The 16,541-nt window shown below is 39.4% G+C and carries 14 protein-coding genes and 4 pseudogenes; 6 read left to right on the top strand and 12 right to left on the bottom strand.

Annotated elements, in window-relative coordinates; translation table 11 throughout:
* Positions 1–6: 6 nt before the first annotated feature.
* The 6 genes from M313_RS0107390 to M313_RS0107365 all read right to left on the bottom strand — a co-directional run bounded on the left by M313_RS0107390 (position 7) and on the right by M313_RS0107365 (position 6,116).
* On the bottom strand, positions 7–588 hold the full coding sequence (locus M313_RS0107390) for a YpjP family protein (protein WP_029326383.1): 582 nt from the start codon (positions 586–588) through the stop codon (positions 7–9).
* A 398-nt stretch (positions 589–986) separates the two neighbouring features.
* Entirely contained in the window at positions 987–1,760 is a 774-nt protein-coding gene (locus tag M313_RS0107385; RefSeq protein ID WP_010193814.1) for a class I SAM-dependent methyltransferase, read from the bottom strand.
* A gap of 58 nt (positions 1,761–1,818) precedes the next feature.
* The gene (locus tag M313_RS0107380; protein WP_010193813.1) at positions 1,819–2,253 is read right to left on the bottom strand and encodes a BrxA/BrxB family bacilliredoxin; all 435 of its coding nucleotides are present in this window, start codon (positions 2,251–2,253) and stop codon (positions 1,819–1,821) included.
* A gap of 178 nt (positions 2,254–2,431) precedes the next feature.
* Positions 2,432–3,553 (bottom strand): conserved virulence factor C family protein, encoded by a 1,122-nt coding sequence (locus M313_RS0107375; protein WP_010193812.1) that lies wholly within the window; start codon positions 3,551–3,553, stop codon positions 2,432–2,434.
* A 21-nt stretch (positions 3,554–3,574) separates the two neighbouring features.
* The gene (locus tag M313_RS0107370) at positions 3,575–5,482 is read right to left on the bottom strand and encodes an ABC-F family ATP-binding cassette domain-containing protein (protein WP_010193811.1); all 1,908 of its coding nucleotides are present in this window, start codon (positions 5,480–5,482) and stop codon (positions 3,575–3,577) included.
* A 4-nt stretch (positions 5,483–5,486) separates the two neighbouring features.
* Positions 5,487–6,116 (bottom strand): HD domain-containing protein, encoded by a 630-nt coding sequence (locus M313_RS0107365; RefSeq protein WP_010193809.1) that lies wholly within the window; start codon positions 6,114–6,116, stop codon positions 5,487–5,489.
* 595 nt (positions 6,117–6,711) lie between these two features.
* Between M313_RS0107365 and M313_RS0107355 the strand changes: the two genes are divergently transcribed.
* Positions 6,712–6,963 carry a hypothetical protein gene (locus M313_RS0107355; protein WP_010193806.1) on the top strand — a complete coding sequence of 84 codons (252 nt, stop codon included), beginning with the start codon at positions 6,712–6,714 and terminating at the stop codon, positions 6,961–6,963.
* 3 nt (positions 6,964–6,966) lie between these two features.
* Here the strand turns inward: M313_RS0107355 and M313_RS0107350 are convergent, their stop codons facing one another.
* From M313_RS0107350 to M313_RS22980, 4 genes and pseudogenes are all read right to left on the bottom strand, one after another.
* A complete protein-coding gene (locus M313_RS0107350; RefSeq protein WP_010193804.1) occupies positions 6,967–7,809 on the bottom strand; it encodes a DegV family protein in 843 nt (280 codons plus the stop codon).
* A gap of 44 nt (positions 7,810–7,853) precedes the next feature.
* Positions 7,854–8,711, bottom strand: coding sequence for an amidohydrolase family protein (locus M313_RS0107345; RefSeq protein WP_010193803.1), 858 nt, complete (start codon positions 8,709–8,711; stop codon positions 7,854–7,856).
* Between the two features lie 152 nt (positions 8,712–8,863).
* On the bottom strand, positions 8,864–9,397 hold the full coding sequence (locus M313_RS0107340) for a glutathione peroxidase (protein WP_050780664.1): 534 nt from the start codon (positions 9,395–9,397) through the stop codon (positions 8,864–8,866).
* 19 nt (positions 9,398–9,416) lie between these two features.
* Positions 9,417–11,110: pseudogene (locus M313_RS22980) on the bottom strand (formate--tetrahydrofolate ligase).
* A gap of 204 nt (positions 11,111–11,314) precedes the next feature.
* Here M313_RS22980 and M313_RS25765 point away from each other — a divergent pair.
* A pseudogene (locus M313_RS25765) lies at positions 11,315–12,496 on the top strand (MGDG synthase family glycosyltransferase).
* 43 nt (positions 12,497–12,539) lie between these two features.
* Here M313_RS25765 and M313_RS25095 read toward each other — a convergent pair.
* Both M313_RS25095 and M313_RS26935 read right to left on the bottom strand, forming a co-directional pair.
* Positions 12,540–12,680: a DUF3934 family protein gene (locus M313_RS25095; RefSeq protein WP_010193796.1), complete on the bottom strand. Its 141-nt coding sequence runs from the start codon at positions 12,678–12,680 to the stop codon at positions 12,540–12,542.
* 118 nt (positions 12,681–12,798) lie between these two features.
* Positions 12,799–13,482: pseudogene (locus tag M313_RS26935) on the bottom strand (class I SAM-dependent methyltransferase).
* 106 nt (positions 13,483–13,588) lie between these two features.
* On the opposite strand from M313_RS26935, the pseudogene M313_RS22965 reads away from it, so the two are divergent.
* From M313_RS22965 to M313_RS26320, 4 genes and pseudogenes are all read left to right on the top strand, one after another.
* A pseudogene (locus M313_RS22965) lies at positions 13,589–13,814 on the top strand (DUF3892 domain-containing protein).
* 279 nt (positions 13,815–14,093) lie between these two features.
* Positions 14,094–14,732, top strand: a complete 639-nt coding sequence (locus tag M313_RS0107310) for an FMN-binding negative transcriptional regulator (protein WP_010193791.1) — start codon at positions 14,094–14,096, stop codon at positions 14,730–14,732.
* 306 nt (positions 14,733–15,038) lie between these two features.
* A complete protein-coding gene (locus M313_RS0107305) occupies positions 15,039–16,067 on the top strand; it encodes an ABC transporter ATP-binding protein (protein WP_010193790.1) in 1,029 nt (342 codons plus the stop codon).
* Positions 16,030–16,320, top strand: coding sequence for a hypothetical protein (locus M313_RS26320; protein WP_010193789.1), 291 nt, complete (start codon positions 16,030–16,032; stop codon positions 16,318–16,320). The genes M313_RS0107305 and M313_RS26320 overlap by 38 nt, the downstream gene beginning before the upstream one ends.
* The last annotated feature ends 221 nt before the right edge of the window (positions 16,321–16,541 follow it).

Here is a 16,541-nt window from a genome sequence, read left to right as displayed (position 1 = left end):
TTCTCTCTAGCTCAACCATTTAGGTGGTGTGTTCTTCGCCCAGTAAATAGAGCCTAGGGCATGATGGCCGTGAAATTCATCGTGATAAGTATGGTAGTGAAAGTTAAAATAATATCCATCTAACGGAGGATGATCCTTTCTAACATGAAAGCGAATAAGATCCTTTCCTGTGACTGCATGATAAATATGAAAAATCTTTTCGCTGTCTCCACCTGTAGGGTTTTCAGAAATGATTAAATTACTTAAATCCTCTTCAGGATGTTCTTCTGCTAAATCTTGCAACACCTGTTCCATTTTAGGAAAAATAACATCTTTAAATTCATCTTGTATTTTCGGACCGATTCTTGAGCCGAACTTTTCAAAACTTTGTAGTTCAGCCTGTTCGGTAGCTAATGACAAGAAAGAATCTTTGGACAATCTTTGCTCAAAGGGTTCAATAAATTCATTTGAATAATTTTTGTTTGTTACATCGCCAAACGACGAATCATCCTTTTGATCGTCTATAGTCAAATAGGCAGGTGGCGATACTGTACCGAACGTAAGCGCTGTAATTAGGACCACTAACGATTTCTTGAGCCATTTCGGCATGACAGTCTTCCTTTCCATCTGTATATCCCCATTCTATTAATTTCTCTAGTATTATGTAAAACTAGTATATCACAAAAGTAAGAAAATTTTATCAATTTTGCGTTAACTTTTCATTTCTAAGCTTGCATGTCTTACATCTAGTTAATTTTTGTTACGGAATCAGCAATAATCTTTTGAAATTAGTAAAAATGATGTAATTATTATTCATTTATTTGTGTTTATTTGTTAATATTAATGAATAGTACATATTGGAGGTTAAACTCATGGCAGATATTGCGATTTTGGTATCAAGCTTTGTTACTTTAGGTGCATTAATTTATTTATGTTTTGCTGACTGATGTGATAAAATAAAAACTCGTGTTGAGATATTCTCAACACGAGGTTTTTTTATTTCCAAGCTAACACTCTAGATAGCCAAAGTGGAATTTAGCAGTTTTTCTTTTTAAGACGGTAAATCCATATTGTACAAACTTTTCGCTTTGCCAGTGGTCTTTCAATACTACTCTCTTTTTTGCAACCCTTATTGCTTCCTGCAGCGTTTGTTTGTTTAAAGTCTCTTTTACTGCAATATTTCTTAAGGGTGCTATTCCATTAGATTCTTCGATCTCGATATCAAACATGGGGTCAAAATATACAACATCGAAGCTGTTATCTTGCAGTGTTGATAAAAGGTCTTGATGTTTACCATGTAAGACTTTAATGCGTCTCATTGCCTCTTCTACCGTCCTATTTTCTGATTCCCAAGCAGCGAGCCCTTTATCTACTAGATAAGCAAGAACCTCATTCCCTTCTATTCCCCACACTTTTCCTTGTTCACCTGTTGCCAAGCTTGCCATGATACTGTCTGATGCGAGGCCAAGTGTGCAATCAAGAAAACTCATTCCTTCCTGTAACTCTGTTGCTTCTAAAAACGGCTCTATTTCTCCTTGAAGCCACCTTTTAACTCGAAAGCCAGCTGAATTTGGATGAAAAAATATAGGTTCTGATATATTCAAGGGATACCATTCATAACGATTTTTCCCTATAACTAAGACATCTTGATTATATTCATTGAATAAAGTAAGAACTGATTTTTTATTTCTTTCTATGTACTTACACCCAAGGTCTTGTGAGATATGCTTTGCAGTTTGAATCATTTCTTCGTTTGTTCTCCCCGCGGTTGTTACAATCATAATTTTCTCCTTTATAAAAGGATGTGCGCAGTATCATACCTACACACATCCTTGCGAATTAACAATATTGATGAAAAGCTCCTTGAAGATTGGTCATGATATTTTCCATTGTGTTTGCTTCAATATCATGGCGATGGATGAAATGTACGACTTCATTCCCTTGTAACAATGCCATGGAAGGTGAAGAAGGTGGAATATCTCCAAATATCTCCCGCATTTTGGAAGTAGCTTCTTTATCTTGGCCAGCGAAAACCGTTACTAGGTGATCTGGTGTTTTGTCGGCTTGAATAATGGATTGTGTTGCTGCTGGACGTGCCAATCCTGCTGCACAGCCGCAAACGGAGTTTACCACTACAAGTGTTGTTCCTTCTGCTTTGTTGAAGTATTCTTCGACTTCATCGCTTGTGGTCAGTTCTTGGAATCCTGCTCTTGTAAGTTCATCTCTCATTGGTTTTACTATTTGTTTCATATATTCTTCATATGCCATCGACATGTTAATTTCCTCCTTTTATGATTGGTACACCGCAGTTGTTTTCCGAAAATGGCTTCGCTTTCCTAAGGGCGCTGCTGGAGCCTCCTCACTTCGTTGCGGGCTCTCCACCTAGCGCTATCTCCCTCAGGAGTCTTCGCCTTTTGCTCCAATCAACTGCTATGGTACCTAAAGTACTTAGTTAGTTATTTCTTTCGGTCATTTGTTTCCAGACAGAGCCTTTTGCTTCTTCTCCGCCTTCAATGCGTTGGATGGCCATTTTCACTTGCATGCTCACTTCAAATTCTGGGTCGTTTTCTACTTCTCGGAGTGCAGGAAGCGCAGATTCGTCTCCGACTTCGTAAAGGAACATGGCCGCTCTCCAACGAACTAATTTGTTTTTATCTTTCAAGGCTTCTATCATGGCTGGCATGGCTGCTTTCTCACCAAGGTCTGACATACAGTCTCCTGCTGTTCTTCTAACTGTTACAGACTTGTCTTTCAAGGCTTTTGACAAGTAAGGTAGTATATCCGATTCTTCAAGCATTCCAAAATATACAGTTGCCAACCTGCGTATAGAACCCTTTTCGTCTTCTAGGGCTTTTGCCAGTACCGGGATGTCATCTGGTTTTGGATCCATTTGATCTAGAGCAGCAAAACGTTTAGACCAATCAGGGTCATCTAGCATCTCCAATGTTACTTTATAACGCTCTTTCGATTTTATTGTATTCGATTTATCTGTATTGTCTTCTTGTTTTAACATTTTTTCCAAACGCTCGTCTGTGAATGTGGCAGAAAGCTCTTCGACTATCTCTGTACCAACTGCTTCCAGATCCCCATAGCGGACACCGTGTTCTTTCCATTCACGTTCAAGCACCACATTATCTTGCTTTTCTTGTGCGGAAAGAATAGCTTTCATGAACCTTTCGGGTAAACCGACTCGTTTTTCCTGATCGCCGTCCGTTAGTTTCACTTGCATTGGAATTCCTTGGAACATTTGAACAAAGACTTTCACTTCGCCAAAACCTTCTAGTGACCTTTGATCTTCTGTGTCTTGGTTTTCTTCCGTTTCTCCAAAAGCAGCCCTTACTTCTGAAAGTATCACTTTCCAATCAAAGCGGGCATTCCTTTCTACAGCAAGGAAATCCGCTACATGGTAAACCCCTTTTACACCTTCTATTCCCAGTATATCCTGGATAATTTCTGGCGCTTGGTCGCTATTGTCTTTAGTATAATTGTTTCTTGAACCGGCCGGAAGTTCCTCACTAAGTATAACTTTCATTGTGTTAGGACTTGGAGTTGGTTCAATGGATTGTATATTCAAGAAAAAACACCCCTTCTTTACTTATGATTGCTCTTTAATTTTTTCGACTTTTTCAGATAGCTCTTCCCATCTGTTCATGGCCTCTTCCAACAGTTGGTTGGTTTGGTCTTGCTCTGCAAGCCACTTGCTGACCTTTTCATAATCGCTTCCTGCAGTGGCAATCTCTGTCTCGATGGTTTCAAGCTTTTCCTCAAGCTCCATAATTCGTTCTTCAATCGTCTCCCAGTCTTTTTGTTCCTGGTAGGACAATTTCAAGGTTTTTTGTTTTTGACGCGTTACAGTTTGTGTTTCTTTTCTTGCTTGCTCTAACTGTTTTTGCTCTTTACGTTTTTGTTGTTGATCATGAACATAGTCAGAGTACTCACCGAAAATTCTTTTAACGTTACCGTCACCTTCAAGAATAAACAGTTCTTCAACGACTTTATCTAAGAAATAGCGATCATGGGAAACTGTTATTACAACACCAGGGAATTCTTCTAAATAACCCTCTAAAATGGTTAATGTCTCTGTATCCAAATCATTGGTCGGTTCATCAAGCAACAATACATTAGGCTGAGACATAAGTATTCTCAATAAGTATAACCTTTTTCTTTCGCCGCCTGAAAGTTTCCGAATCGGAGTCCCATGGGAGTGCGGAGCAAAAAGAAAACGCTCCAGTAACTGTGAAGCACTGATGTGTTGCCCGTCTTCGCCTTTAATGACTTCCGCTTCTTCTTTTACATATTCTATCATTCTTTGTTCAAGATTCATTTCTTGTTGCTCTTGGGTGTAGTAACCAAGTTTAACCGTCAATCCAACATCCACTTTCCCATGGTCAGGTGCGATTTTTTGAGCAAAGATATTTAAAAGAGTAGATTTCCCCACCCCATTTGGTCCGACAATCCCCACTCTATCTTTCTGCTTTATCGGTAAGTTAACATTTTTAAGAAGAACCTTGCTACCAAATTGAAGGGAAACATCTTCTATTTCCATTACTTTTTTTCCGAGTCTTGCAGAGCCTGTTAGAAGTTCTAATTCACCTGTTGAAGATGAAGAGGATACTTTCTCATCCAGGTCCTCAAAACGCTTGATTCTTGCTTTTTGTTTCGTCGTTCTGGCTTTTGCTCCTTTTCGCATCCATTCCAACTCTTGACGATAGAGGCTCTTCTGTTTTGCTTCCACTTTAAGCTCTTCTTCCTGCCTAATCGCTTTTGCTTCCAGGTAATCTCCATAATTTCCCGAATAAGTATAAATGGTTCCATTATGCAACTCAAATATTTTGTTCGTTACCTTATCAAGAAAATAGCGGTCATGCGTTACAAGAAGAACTGCGCCTTGATATTTACTCAAGTAATCTTCCAGCCATTCAATCGCCTCGAAATCCAGGTGGTTAGTAGGCTCATCCAAAATTAGCAGATCAGCAGCTTCCACCAATGTTTGAGATAGGGCTACACGTTTTTTTTGCCCGCCTGATAGGTTTGAAATTTGTTGATTAGTATCCGTAATACCGAGTTTATTGAGAATGGCCTTAGCATTTGAGCTTGCATCCCATGCTTGGAGCTGGTCCATTTGGGACTGTAGCTTGGCAAGTTGATCCTGAAGTTTTTCATTCAAAGGGTCTGCTTGGATTTGCATTAAACACTTCTCATATTGTCTAATAACATTGTTTGTGTTCGAGACTTTGCTAAAGATTTGTTCCATCACGGAAAAAGACTCATTCAATTCAGGCTGTTGTGACAGAAACCCAATTGTATAGTCATTGGAAGTGGTGATGGTTCCTGAATCAGGAGTTTCTTGTCCAGCGATGATTTTTAATAAGGTGGATTTCCCTGTACCATTTACACCTATCAGACCGACTCTTTCTTTTTCTTGGATACTGAAAGAAGTGTTACGAAGCAGTACTTTTTCCACATATGTTTTTGATAAATCTTCCCCAATCAACATTTTCATCTTGTTATATCTCATTCCATTCTTTCATAAATTGATCTACAAATTTCTTCATGAATTCATGACGTTCTAACGCTATCTTTTTCGCTTCTTCCGTTTGAAGTGTATCTTTTAATAGAAACAACTTTTCATGGAAGTGATTAATAGCGGTAGACTTTTCCCCACGATACTCCTCATAGGTCATAGATGTTCTGGCCTCTATCCGAGGATCGTACATCGCCTGTCCTTTTGCCCCAGAGTACATGAAAGTCCGGGCAGCCCCGATGGCACCCAATGCATCAAGTCTATCCGCATCTTGGACAATTTTCCCCTCAAGAGATTCCAGTACAACCCCATTACCACCTTTGAACCCAATGTTTTCTATGGTATAAAGAATTTCATCTATATGTAATTTTGTTAATGGCAGTTCAGACAATAGTGCAGCTATTTCTTCTTTTGCTTTGTCTTTATTTGCTGTTATTTTGTCATCCAGTACATCATGCAAAAGTGCAATGATCTCTACCATTAGAAGATTTGCTTTCTCTTTTTCGCCGATATGTAAGGCAAGTCTTCGGACTCTTTGGATATGAAACCAGTCATGTCCTGTACTGTCGTTGTTAAATATCGATTCTACGTATTTTTCTACTTTATGTATCACTAAATGTAACTCCCTTATTCGTTTGATTCCTTTTCATTTTAACATGTAAAAGTCAATATCTATACCATTTCGCAATGAATGTCATTTCATAAGTGTAACATATGGGGCATCACTTTCATAAAATGGGCTGAGTGTGCTTTATTACTTTTAGTTGTTGGTTATACACCGCTGTTGATTTCCGCAAATGGCTTCGCTTTCCGCGGGACGGTGCTTGAGCCTCCTCACTTCGTTGCGGGGTCTCAATCTACCGTTACTCCCCCGCTGGAGTCTTTGCCATTTGCTCCAATCCACAGCTAGTAAATATGTTGAAAAATGTTTCTGCTTTTTCAGACAAATAAATTAGAGAATTTCTTATCAACCTTAGTTGAATGAAGCACCCTTGTTGATTGCAGTGGAAGGCGCGCAGACGCCCGCGGGAGGAAGGGACAGGTGAGACCCCGCAGGCGAAGGCCGAGGAGGCTCACGGACCGCCCGCAGGCAAGCGAAGCGCCTGGAACGGAAATCAACTGGATTATAAACTCGCTTATCATCAAAAAAAGCTAACGGCAATGTCTGGGTTAGCAGACGTTGCGCATTAGCTAGAAAGGAGAAAGATATGAATTTCCCTTGGATTATGAACCGTACTCAGATTGGAACTGCCTGGTTTGGGACTCATATTGTCCTTATAAGATGCAATTATATAACCAATCAAGTGGTAGCGGTAACCAAGAGTGACCACGCCCCATCCGAACCAACTGCTAACAGCTGCGCTGAAACGTTGTCCAGGTACTTTAGTATTGGATATGCCTTAATTGGAGCCTACCCTCTTGATAATGAGCAAATTCAATATGTCCTTCAATATCGCTGATTTTTATTCGTTATACCAGGAAATTCCGATTGTATTAACCCCAGCGTGTACAGCGATGGCCGTAGATAACGGAAAACGATTGATTGGAATTTCAGGATATTTTCCTCTCAGGTTGTCCACTAGCGCGTCCGCTTCCTCTGTATTTGTTCCATGAAGGACAAACAGTTCTGTAATAGTTGATCTAGCATGTGCTTCGTCTAAAAAATCCACTATTTTTAATAGCGCTTTCTTCTGTGTGCGGACTTTTTCCGCGACATCCAATTTTCCATCTTTAATTTGGATGATCGGCTTTATTTGAAGCAGACTGCCTAACAGTTTTTGAACACCAGACATTCGGCCGCTTCGATGCAATTGTTCCAAACTGCCTATTAAAACGTATATATCACATTTAGTGGCTAATTCATTTAAATACTCTACAATCTCTTCATGTGATTTCCCTTCTTCTTGCGCCTCAATTCCCTTTTTCACCATTGCCGATAATGGAAAGGAGATGACTCTGGAATCTATGGTATGAACGGGAATATCCACAAGCTCTCCTGCCTGTGTACTAGATGACACGGTCCCGCTCAGATGACTGGATAAATGTACGGAAATGATTCGGTCGTATGATTCTGCCAATTTATTGTACAACTCAACAAATGCACCTACAGAAGGTTGCGATGTTTTGGGTGGAGTGTTACTGGCCTCAAGTTTTGTATAAAAGTCCTCTAAAGATAGTGTCACACCATCAAGAAACTCCTCTTCTTCAAAGTAGACCACCATCGGAATGCTGTAAACATCAGGATGATTTGTCAACATCTCGTCCAAAAAAGCTGTGCTATCTGTAACCCACGCTATTTTCTCCATTAATAACTCCCCCTGTCCTCTATCTTTTTTCCTATTTTATTCTACTATTCTGATAATAATTCTTGCAACCGCGGGAATACCTTTAGGGCAGTGTCATGGAAAACCGCTTGATGGTACTCCTTTGGGATGATTTCTTTTATAAATGAGAGATACGCTTCGACCGAAATAAGTGGCCAATCAGTACCGAACATCAACTTTTCATAATGGTCGCAATAATCTAGTGCGTGTAAGAGATGTTGTAGAAATCTCGTTTTCTTGTGGCGGTTAATTTCCTGATTTGTTCCAACTATTAAGCCGGAAAGATCGGCATACATATTTTTATTTTTATAGACGACTTCAGCCCCATCCAACACCCATGGATCCCCGAAATGTGCCATCACAAAAGTCACATCCCTGTTAAACACCGCTACCTCATCTAAAGTCAAAGGATGAGAATACTTTAATAGTCCTCTTTCTGAATAGGTATCCCCTGTGTGGAACACAACCGGTAAATTATATTTGGCAGCCAATCGATATACCGGGGAATAAACTTTATCATATGCGTAGAAGGGGTAGTAACCCAGGTATATTTTCATCCCGACCACATTTGGCTTCTGAATATCCCTTTCTAAGCTTTGTAAATTTTCCTCCTGTAATTTATAGGGGTTTATCCCGGGACAATAGCCCATGGTTGAAGGAATGGAGTTTGCCAAGTTTAATCCCATCGGTGTGTTACTTTTATAATCAGGGAATGCATTTGGTTCTGTCTCTGTGACTCCCATTGCCACAGCTCCTACCACATTATTTTCTTTCCATTCCTTAAGAAGTCCATTGTATGTATAGGAGAGTCGGGATATGTTATCCGCAGTGTGCTGAAAGCTATTTATTTTAGAAAAATGGACATGGGCATCTATAATCTTCAATAGGTTACTCCTTTCTTTGAATAGTGATATTATTATTTATTCTATAACAATAAAGAAAAACCCTTCTCTGTTTTTTAGAAAAGGGTTTGCTTTTATAGTAGCTTTCTTACTGTAAACTTATTCTAAAGGATATAAAAAAAGATGGGAATTTATTATAGTAATTTTTCAATATCATTTTTCATTTTTGATGGAGAAGTTGCCGATGCAAAGCGCTCCACTACATTTCCTTCTCTGTCTACTAAAAATTTTGTGAAATTCCATTTTACTGCTTTGGATCCCAACAATCCTTTTGCATTTTCTTTTAAATAATCAAAAAGCGGGTGAGCATCGTCCCCATTCACATCCACCTTAGAGAACATTGGGAAGGAGACACCATAATTCAACTGACAAAATTCATTTATGTCTTCTTCTTTTCCAGGCTCCTGGTTTCCAAACTGGTTACACGGAAAGCCAAGTACCATAAACTTTTTGTCCTTGTATTCTTTGTAAAGCTCCTCTAACTCTTCAAATTGTGGTGTGAAACCACATTTGCTTGCTGTATTAACAATCAATAGAACGTAATCTTTATATTCCGAAAGTGGTACTTCGTTTCCTTTAATATCTGGTGCAGAAAAATCATAGATTGTTGTCAATGCATTCACCTCATTTTTCTTTTCATTATGGCTCAAGGTGTATGCTCTGTCCATTATTTGTGTGTTCATTCACTTAGAACAAGCCTACCGCTTTCCCTTGTTCATCAACATCCATTTTCAGAGCAGCCGGTTCTTTCGGCAGTCCAGGCATCGTCATGATGTTCCCTGTTAAAGCAACGATGAAACCTGCGCCAACAGAAGGTTTCAGTTCTCTAATAGTAACGGTGAAGTTCTCTGGTCTTCCTAATTTTTTGGCGTCATCAGTTAGAGAGTATTGAGTTTTTGCCATACAAACCGGCAAGTGGCCCCATCCTTCTCCAACTATTTGCTGAAGTTGTTTCTGGGCCGCCGGCAACAACTCCACACCTGACCCGCCGTATACATTTTTGACAATTGCCTCAAGCTTTTGTTCAAGTGTATCCTCTGATTGATAGAGCGGGGTAAAGGCAGGCTTTTTAGTCTCCATTTGTTCGAGTACCATTTGCGCTAACTCTAGCCCTCCATCTCCACCCTGTTCCCATACTTGGGTAAGAGCCATAGGAATATTATTTTTTTGACACCAGTTTTTCACAAACTCTATTTCAGCAGCAGTATCTGTAATAAATTCATTAAGAGCTATCACATATGGCAGGCCAAACTTTTCTACTGTTTCCACATGTTTTTTTACATTTTCAATCCCTATACTCAAAGCTTCCAGGTTCTCTTCTTTTAATTGATCTTTTGACATGCCTCCATGCATCTTAATTGCACGGATTGTAGCTACAATTACTACTGCCTCGGGATTGAAGCCAAGCGCAGGCGTTTTAATGTGCAGGAATTTTTCCGCCCCAAGATCTGCTCCGAACCCTGCTTCTGTGACTACGTAATCCCCTAGTTTTGCGGCCATTTGCGTCGCAATCACACTATTACATCCATGAGCTATGTTGGCAAAAGGACCTCCATGGATAATGGCTGGCGTATGCTCCATTGTCTGTACAAGGTTTGGCATGCAAGCGTCTTTAAGAAGTAACGTCAAAGCACCTTCAACTTTTAAATCTTTTACCGTCACTTGGTTTTTTCTCTATGTCGTATCCGATGACAATTCTAGCAAGTCTCTCTTTCAAGTCGGCAACATCTTTTGCTAAACAGAATACGGCCATAATTTCAGAAGCAACGGTAATATCAAAGCCATCTTCTCTAGGAACCCCCTTGTGTTGGCCCTCCCATACCGATGACTACTTTTCTCAGCGCACGGTCATTAAGGTCAAGGACCCTTTTCCAAGTAATTCTTCTTGTATCAATTTTCAAGTCATTTCCTTGATGGATGTGGTTATCAATCATTGCAGCAAGTGCATTATTTGCCGTCGTAATCGCATGAATATCCCCTGTGAAGTGAAGATTGATATCTTCCATAGGTAACACCTGGGAGTATCCTCCCCCAGTTGCTCCCCCCTTCATTCCCATCGTAGGTCCAAGAGAAGGTTCGCGCATTGCGATAATTGTCTTCTTTCCTAGCTTGTTCAGTGCCTGACCGAGTCCAACTGTAACTGTGGATTTTCCTTCTCCAGCAGGTGTCGGATTTATCGCTGTTACAAGAATTACTTTACCATTTTCTTTATTATGTAAACGCTTTGTAATATCAAGAGAGAGCTTTGCTTTGTACTTACCATATAGTTCTATTTCATCTTCTTCAATATCGAGCAGACTTGCAATGTCCATAATCTTTTTCATAGAAGCTTGCTGGGCGATTTCAATATCGCTTGGCACTGCTGTCTTGGTATGCTTCATCTTTCATTCCCCCGTTTTAAATGATAGACTTTTTTGTATTTTTACAATGCTATTATTGTACCACTATTCCTGAAAATTATGGATTGGTCCTGCTCTTATATTTATTATTTGAAAAATTTACAAAAAATTTGAAAAACTTTAATTTATAGAAAACAAAAGGTTGCTAGAATTTCTTTGTAGGTATTATGGATAGGAGGCTTAAATATGAGGAAAAAAGGGCTAAAGATTATTATTTTGACTGCTTCTTATGGAAACGGCCATCTGCAGGTAGCTAATTCTCTATATCAAGAGTGTGTAGACAAGGGGTTAACAAATGTAAAAATTTGCAACCTTTATGCAGAATCACATCCATTCATCTCAGAAGTTACGGAAAAGCTATATACCAAAAGTTTTACGTATGGGAAGCAATTCTATAAGCTTTTTTATTACGGAACAGATATCATTCAAAATAAAAAGATGCTTCGTTGGTATTACCAGTACGGATTTAAACGACTCACTTCCCTAATTCAAACAGAACAACCGGATATATTAATAAATACCTTTCCCATTAACGCCGTACCTGAGTTCCGTCGTCGGACAGGAATGGTTATACCCACCTTTAATATCATTACTGATTATTGCCTACACAGTCTTTGGCTCCATGATGATATTGATAAATATTATGTGGCCAGCAATGAATTGAAAGCAAAGATTCACTCACGAGGCGTCCCTGTATCCAAAGTTTTGGTAAGTGGCATCCCCATCCGATCCGCCTTTTCCGAATCGTATGATAAAAGTGCTCTTTATGAAAAGTATAAAATAAAGCCCTGAGAAAGACTTAATCCTCCTTATTGCAGGAGCACATGGTGTGCTGAAGAATATGAAAGAAATTTGTGAAACACTTTTGCTAACCACCGACCATCAATTGGCGGTAGTATGTGGCAAGAACCTTTCATTAAGAAACGAGTTGGCACATTTAAATAATAGGTATGATGATAGGTTCCATTGCTTCGGATATATAGAGAGAATTGATGAGTTGAACAGGCTTGCAAATGTTATGGTTACGAAACCTGGTGGCATTACCCTCACTGAGGCTACCGCCACCGGAACCCCTCTCATTCTTTATTAAGCCTGTTCCCGGTCAGGAAAAGGAAAAATGCACTATTTTTTTCAGAAAAGGGAAGCAGCCTTGATCGCTAAAAATCACGAAGAATTGCTTCTTTAGTATCGATTCATTACTTAAAAACAAAACAGAAACAATCATCTCTTCATTCATCCATTAGAAAACTGTATCTACCATCATCTCAAGAGGTGATTATGACTGATATTCTCAAAGAAAGTGAGAATATCTCACGAATACATTCTCCCGCTACCGTTAAATCACAGAAAAAAAGACTTGGAAGCTGATAATTATCGCTTCCAAGCTATTCATTTATTTTATTCCGATTCACTATTGCCTTTTGTTTTTTGCACCTTTACTCTTGTAGGGTTTGTTACTTTTGGCTTTGTTAGCTGCTTTTTGCCAGCGGCTCCAGCCCTTCTTGCCTGTTCCGCGGCCAGTTCCTCCGCCCTTGCTCTTACTACTACTCATTTGTTTCACTCCTATATATATAACAACTAAGTTTATGAATTCGTTAAACATCTAGCTTACTACATTAGAGTGATTAAGCAAAGGGTTTTTATGTAGGTAGCGTACTATACACTGCCCTTTATTTTTTCTGGAATTCAAACACCCACATAAACGTTAACGCTTGCTTTAAAAAGCGAGGTAAATTAGTGGTATCCAGTTTTTTCGCTTCTTCCTTATATACGGGCATCCCGTCCATAAGTTCCCATCCGTTTTCAAGAGCAAGCCTTTCGAACTCCCAGGGCATCATGGTGTTGCAGATTGCTTCTTTCCCATACAGCCTTTGGTAGCTATGTGCCCTTGGTCCGGCAGTTGGCCCCAATAACCCCAGAAACAATTTTCCTCCTGGCTTTAACACTTTTTGAAATTCATTTAACACTTGAAGAGGCTGCTCTACCCATTCAATAGAATTAATGGCCATCACTGCATCCATCGACTGATTCTTTAGTGGCAGCTCCGTCAAAACTTGCCTTTTGAAATTTGATATTCGTATGTACCCGTTTATGCATAGCTCTTTCAATCATGGCTTCTGCTATATCAACTCCTGTTACATGGTAGCCGTTCTCAGCCAGCAAGAAGGAACCAAAACCATCTCCACACCCTGCATCCAAAACATGAGCTTCCTGAGTTAACCTCTTCTTTTATAAAAGGAATGATTGTTTTTCCTGCTACCGTTTAACCACATATTTTCACTGTTTTCATGCCAAAAATCTGCTCTCTCATTCCAAACCTTCTCTGTTTCTTCATTCCAATTGAACTTCTTCATATGACCGAACCCTCCCCCATTTGAAATTGCCACTAACTTCTCAGCAACCGAATAATTTTATTCTACAAGGAAACGCTACAATCGTATAGAGAAAGGAGGATCTACTTTGAGCGAAACATTTGTAGCAGTTCAGAAAAATGGCGATGGTGATATCACAGGGTTCAAAAACATCCAGCGGCAGAGTTCTCTCCTATCAAGAAGCTATAAGCGATGTAAATCAAGGCATTGTCCTTGGAGCAAATGTATTTAAAGGTAAGGACGGCGAGATGTATATAAGAGGAAACGCCGACGGATATCCAACAAACAACTTGGATAACTTACCGTTATTCTAAAGATCAGAAGGAGCCAATAACCATGACCAAAAAATAATAACAAAGGCGGCAGCCAAAATCAGAACAGTCCTACAAGCAGCTTTACGTCCGGAAGCGAAAAAGTTGCCGGCGATAACAGCAAAGGCAATAAGCGTAATAAAGATCAAAAAGATAAGACGGAACTATAACACTCGGGAGCTGTCATTTAGGCAGCTCTCTTATTTTTTCTCCACATACCCAGAAAATCCTATATACTTTCATTAAGAGTAATTCTATTGAAACTGTAAAGGAGCTTGCAACATGTATATACCTAAGCAATTTAGAAAGGAAGAAACAAACGATATCGTTCAATTTATCCGAGCAAACAGCTTTGGAGTATTATTCTCGCAACATGATGGTGTGCCAACTGCCACACATTTGCCATTCATCATATCTACTGAAGAGGACGGCAGTATTACACTACTTTCCCATATGGCAAAGGCAAATCCTCAGTGGAAAACGCTTGACTCAAAAGATGCACTAGTTGTATTTAACGGACCTCATGCCTATATTTCTGCTTCCTGGTATCAAGAAGAGAATACTGTTTCCACTTGGAATTATTTAAGCGCACATGCAAGTGGTAAAGTAGAAATTCTCCAAGACGATCAGTCGCTCTTACATATTTTGAAAGAAGCAACAGATTTCTATGAAAAAGGGATGGAAAATCCATGGAGATTAGAAGATAACTTAGAAACTGTCGAAAGTATGTTAGGTGGAATTGTAGGATTGAGAATCAGAGTGCAAAACCTTCAAGGTAAATGGAAATTGAACCAACATCATTCAACAGAAAAAAAAGAACGGGTTGTTCAACAATTGAAAAAACAACCACACTATGACTCAAAAGAAATTGCTAGATTAATGGAATTAGAATTGGACCTTCAACTCAACAAGAAAGAATGATCTACATTCAGATCATCTTTTTTGTTGAGAATTTTCCCCAATAAAGTGAACTTTAGCTGTTGATTGGAGCAAAAGGCGTAGACTCCTGAGGGAGATAGAGTTAGGTGGAGACCCCGCAGGCATAGCCGAGGAGGCTCCAGCAACTCCCCGAGGAAAGCGAGCCATTTGCGGAAATCAACAGCGGTGTTTATATGAATTTTTTTCTACATCACATAAAAGAAATATCTTCCATATCCCCCTTAAAGTGTTTATAATAGTCTTTTGTTAGTGCTTTCATTTGGAAAGGATCAGGAGGTAGAAAACAACATGATTGAAGTGAAAAATATCAGTAAGCATTACCGGTTGTTCGAAAGAGATCCAGGATTATCTGGTGCGGTAAAAGCTTTATTTAAAAGAAAATATATAAATAAGACCGCAGTAAACGATATTAGCTTCACCATCCCTAAAGGTGAGATTGTAGGATACATCGGGTCTAATGGAGCCGGGAAATCCACCACCATAAAAATGATAAGCGGTATTCTTACACCAGACGAAGGGTCTGTCATAGTAAATGGGATTACCCCTTATTCAGACAGAACCAGAAATGCTAAAAACATCGGGGCTGTTTTCGGACAACGGACACAGTTATTTTGGGACATTCCCGTTCAAGAATCTCTTGAACTATTAAAACATATATACGAAGTTCCACAGGATGTGTTTGAAAGAAACCTTGCAAAATTTAAGGAAGTATTAGATTTGGAAGCGCTTTTGCCGATTCCCGTTAGACAGCTTTCTTTAGGCCAAAAAATGCGTTGTGAGCTTGCAGCAGCCTTTTTACACAACCCATCTGTTGTATATCTAGATGAACCCACCATTGGCTTGGATGCTTCTGTAAAGATAAAGATTCGTCAATTTATTAAACAAATGAACAAAGAGCACCAAACCACGGTCATTTTAACCACCCATGATATGCAAGATATTGAGGAACTTTGTCATCGGATCATCATTATTGATAAAGGAAGTGTCATTTATGATGGAAGCCTTCTGTCTCTTAAGCAGCAGACAAGATTTAACCGGACAATCAAGCTTGAAATTGATTCTAATGATATTTTCACCCTTCCATCAACCTTGAAGACTTCTGTACACCTAGAAATACCGGAGGAAAAAAATCACTATTTGCTCCATTTTAACAATACGGTTATTTCTGGCAGCGAAATCATGAAAGAAATTATGAGAGATTACCTCGTTCAAGATTTTACGATAACAGAACTTGGCATCGAGAAAGTAGTACAGGAAATTTATGAACGGGGGCCTGAACATGCGGAAGTACTTGGAGCTGTTAAAGTCTCAAATTAAAGTTGAGACCGCCTATCTCGCTTGGTACTGGGCGGATGTTGTCTCTACTTTGCTCCGATTGGTCATTATGTACTTTTTCTGGGTGGCTGTCTTCCAAAACCGAACAGAGATTTCCTCCATTTCCTTTGAATCGATGATTACATATGTAGTGATTGCGATGATGCTAGAAAACTATGTATCAGGTGCAGGAAATGAGATGGCAAGAAATATTAAAAAATGGCGATATTGCGTTGGAGTTATTAAAGCCTTATGATTACCTGACTAAGTTAATATTTATGGACCTCGGCTCTAAGGCAAACAGCTTTGTTCGTACGACCATCCCTATTTTTTCTTGTTGCCATCATTTTCATAGGAATACAAGCTCCTGTTTCCTTCGAGGTGGCCATTTTGTTTTTTGGCTAGCATGCTTGTTGGGATATTAATCGGTACACAAATTGACCTTATTATTGGCGTGTTAGCTTTTTTGGACAGTCA

The sequence above is a fragment of the Bacillus sp. m3-13 genome (genome assembly GCF_000175075.1).
GTDB lineage: Bacteria > Bacillota > Bacilli > Bacillales > Bacillaceae_I > Sutcliffiella_A > Sutcliffiella_A horikoshii_C.
This window is presented reverse-complemented; position numbering and strand designations above follow the sequence as displayed.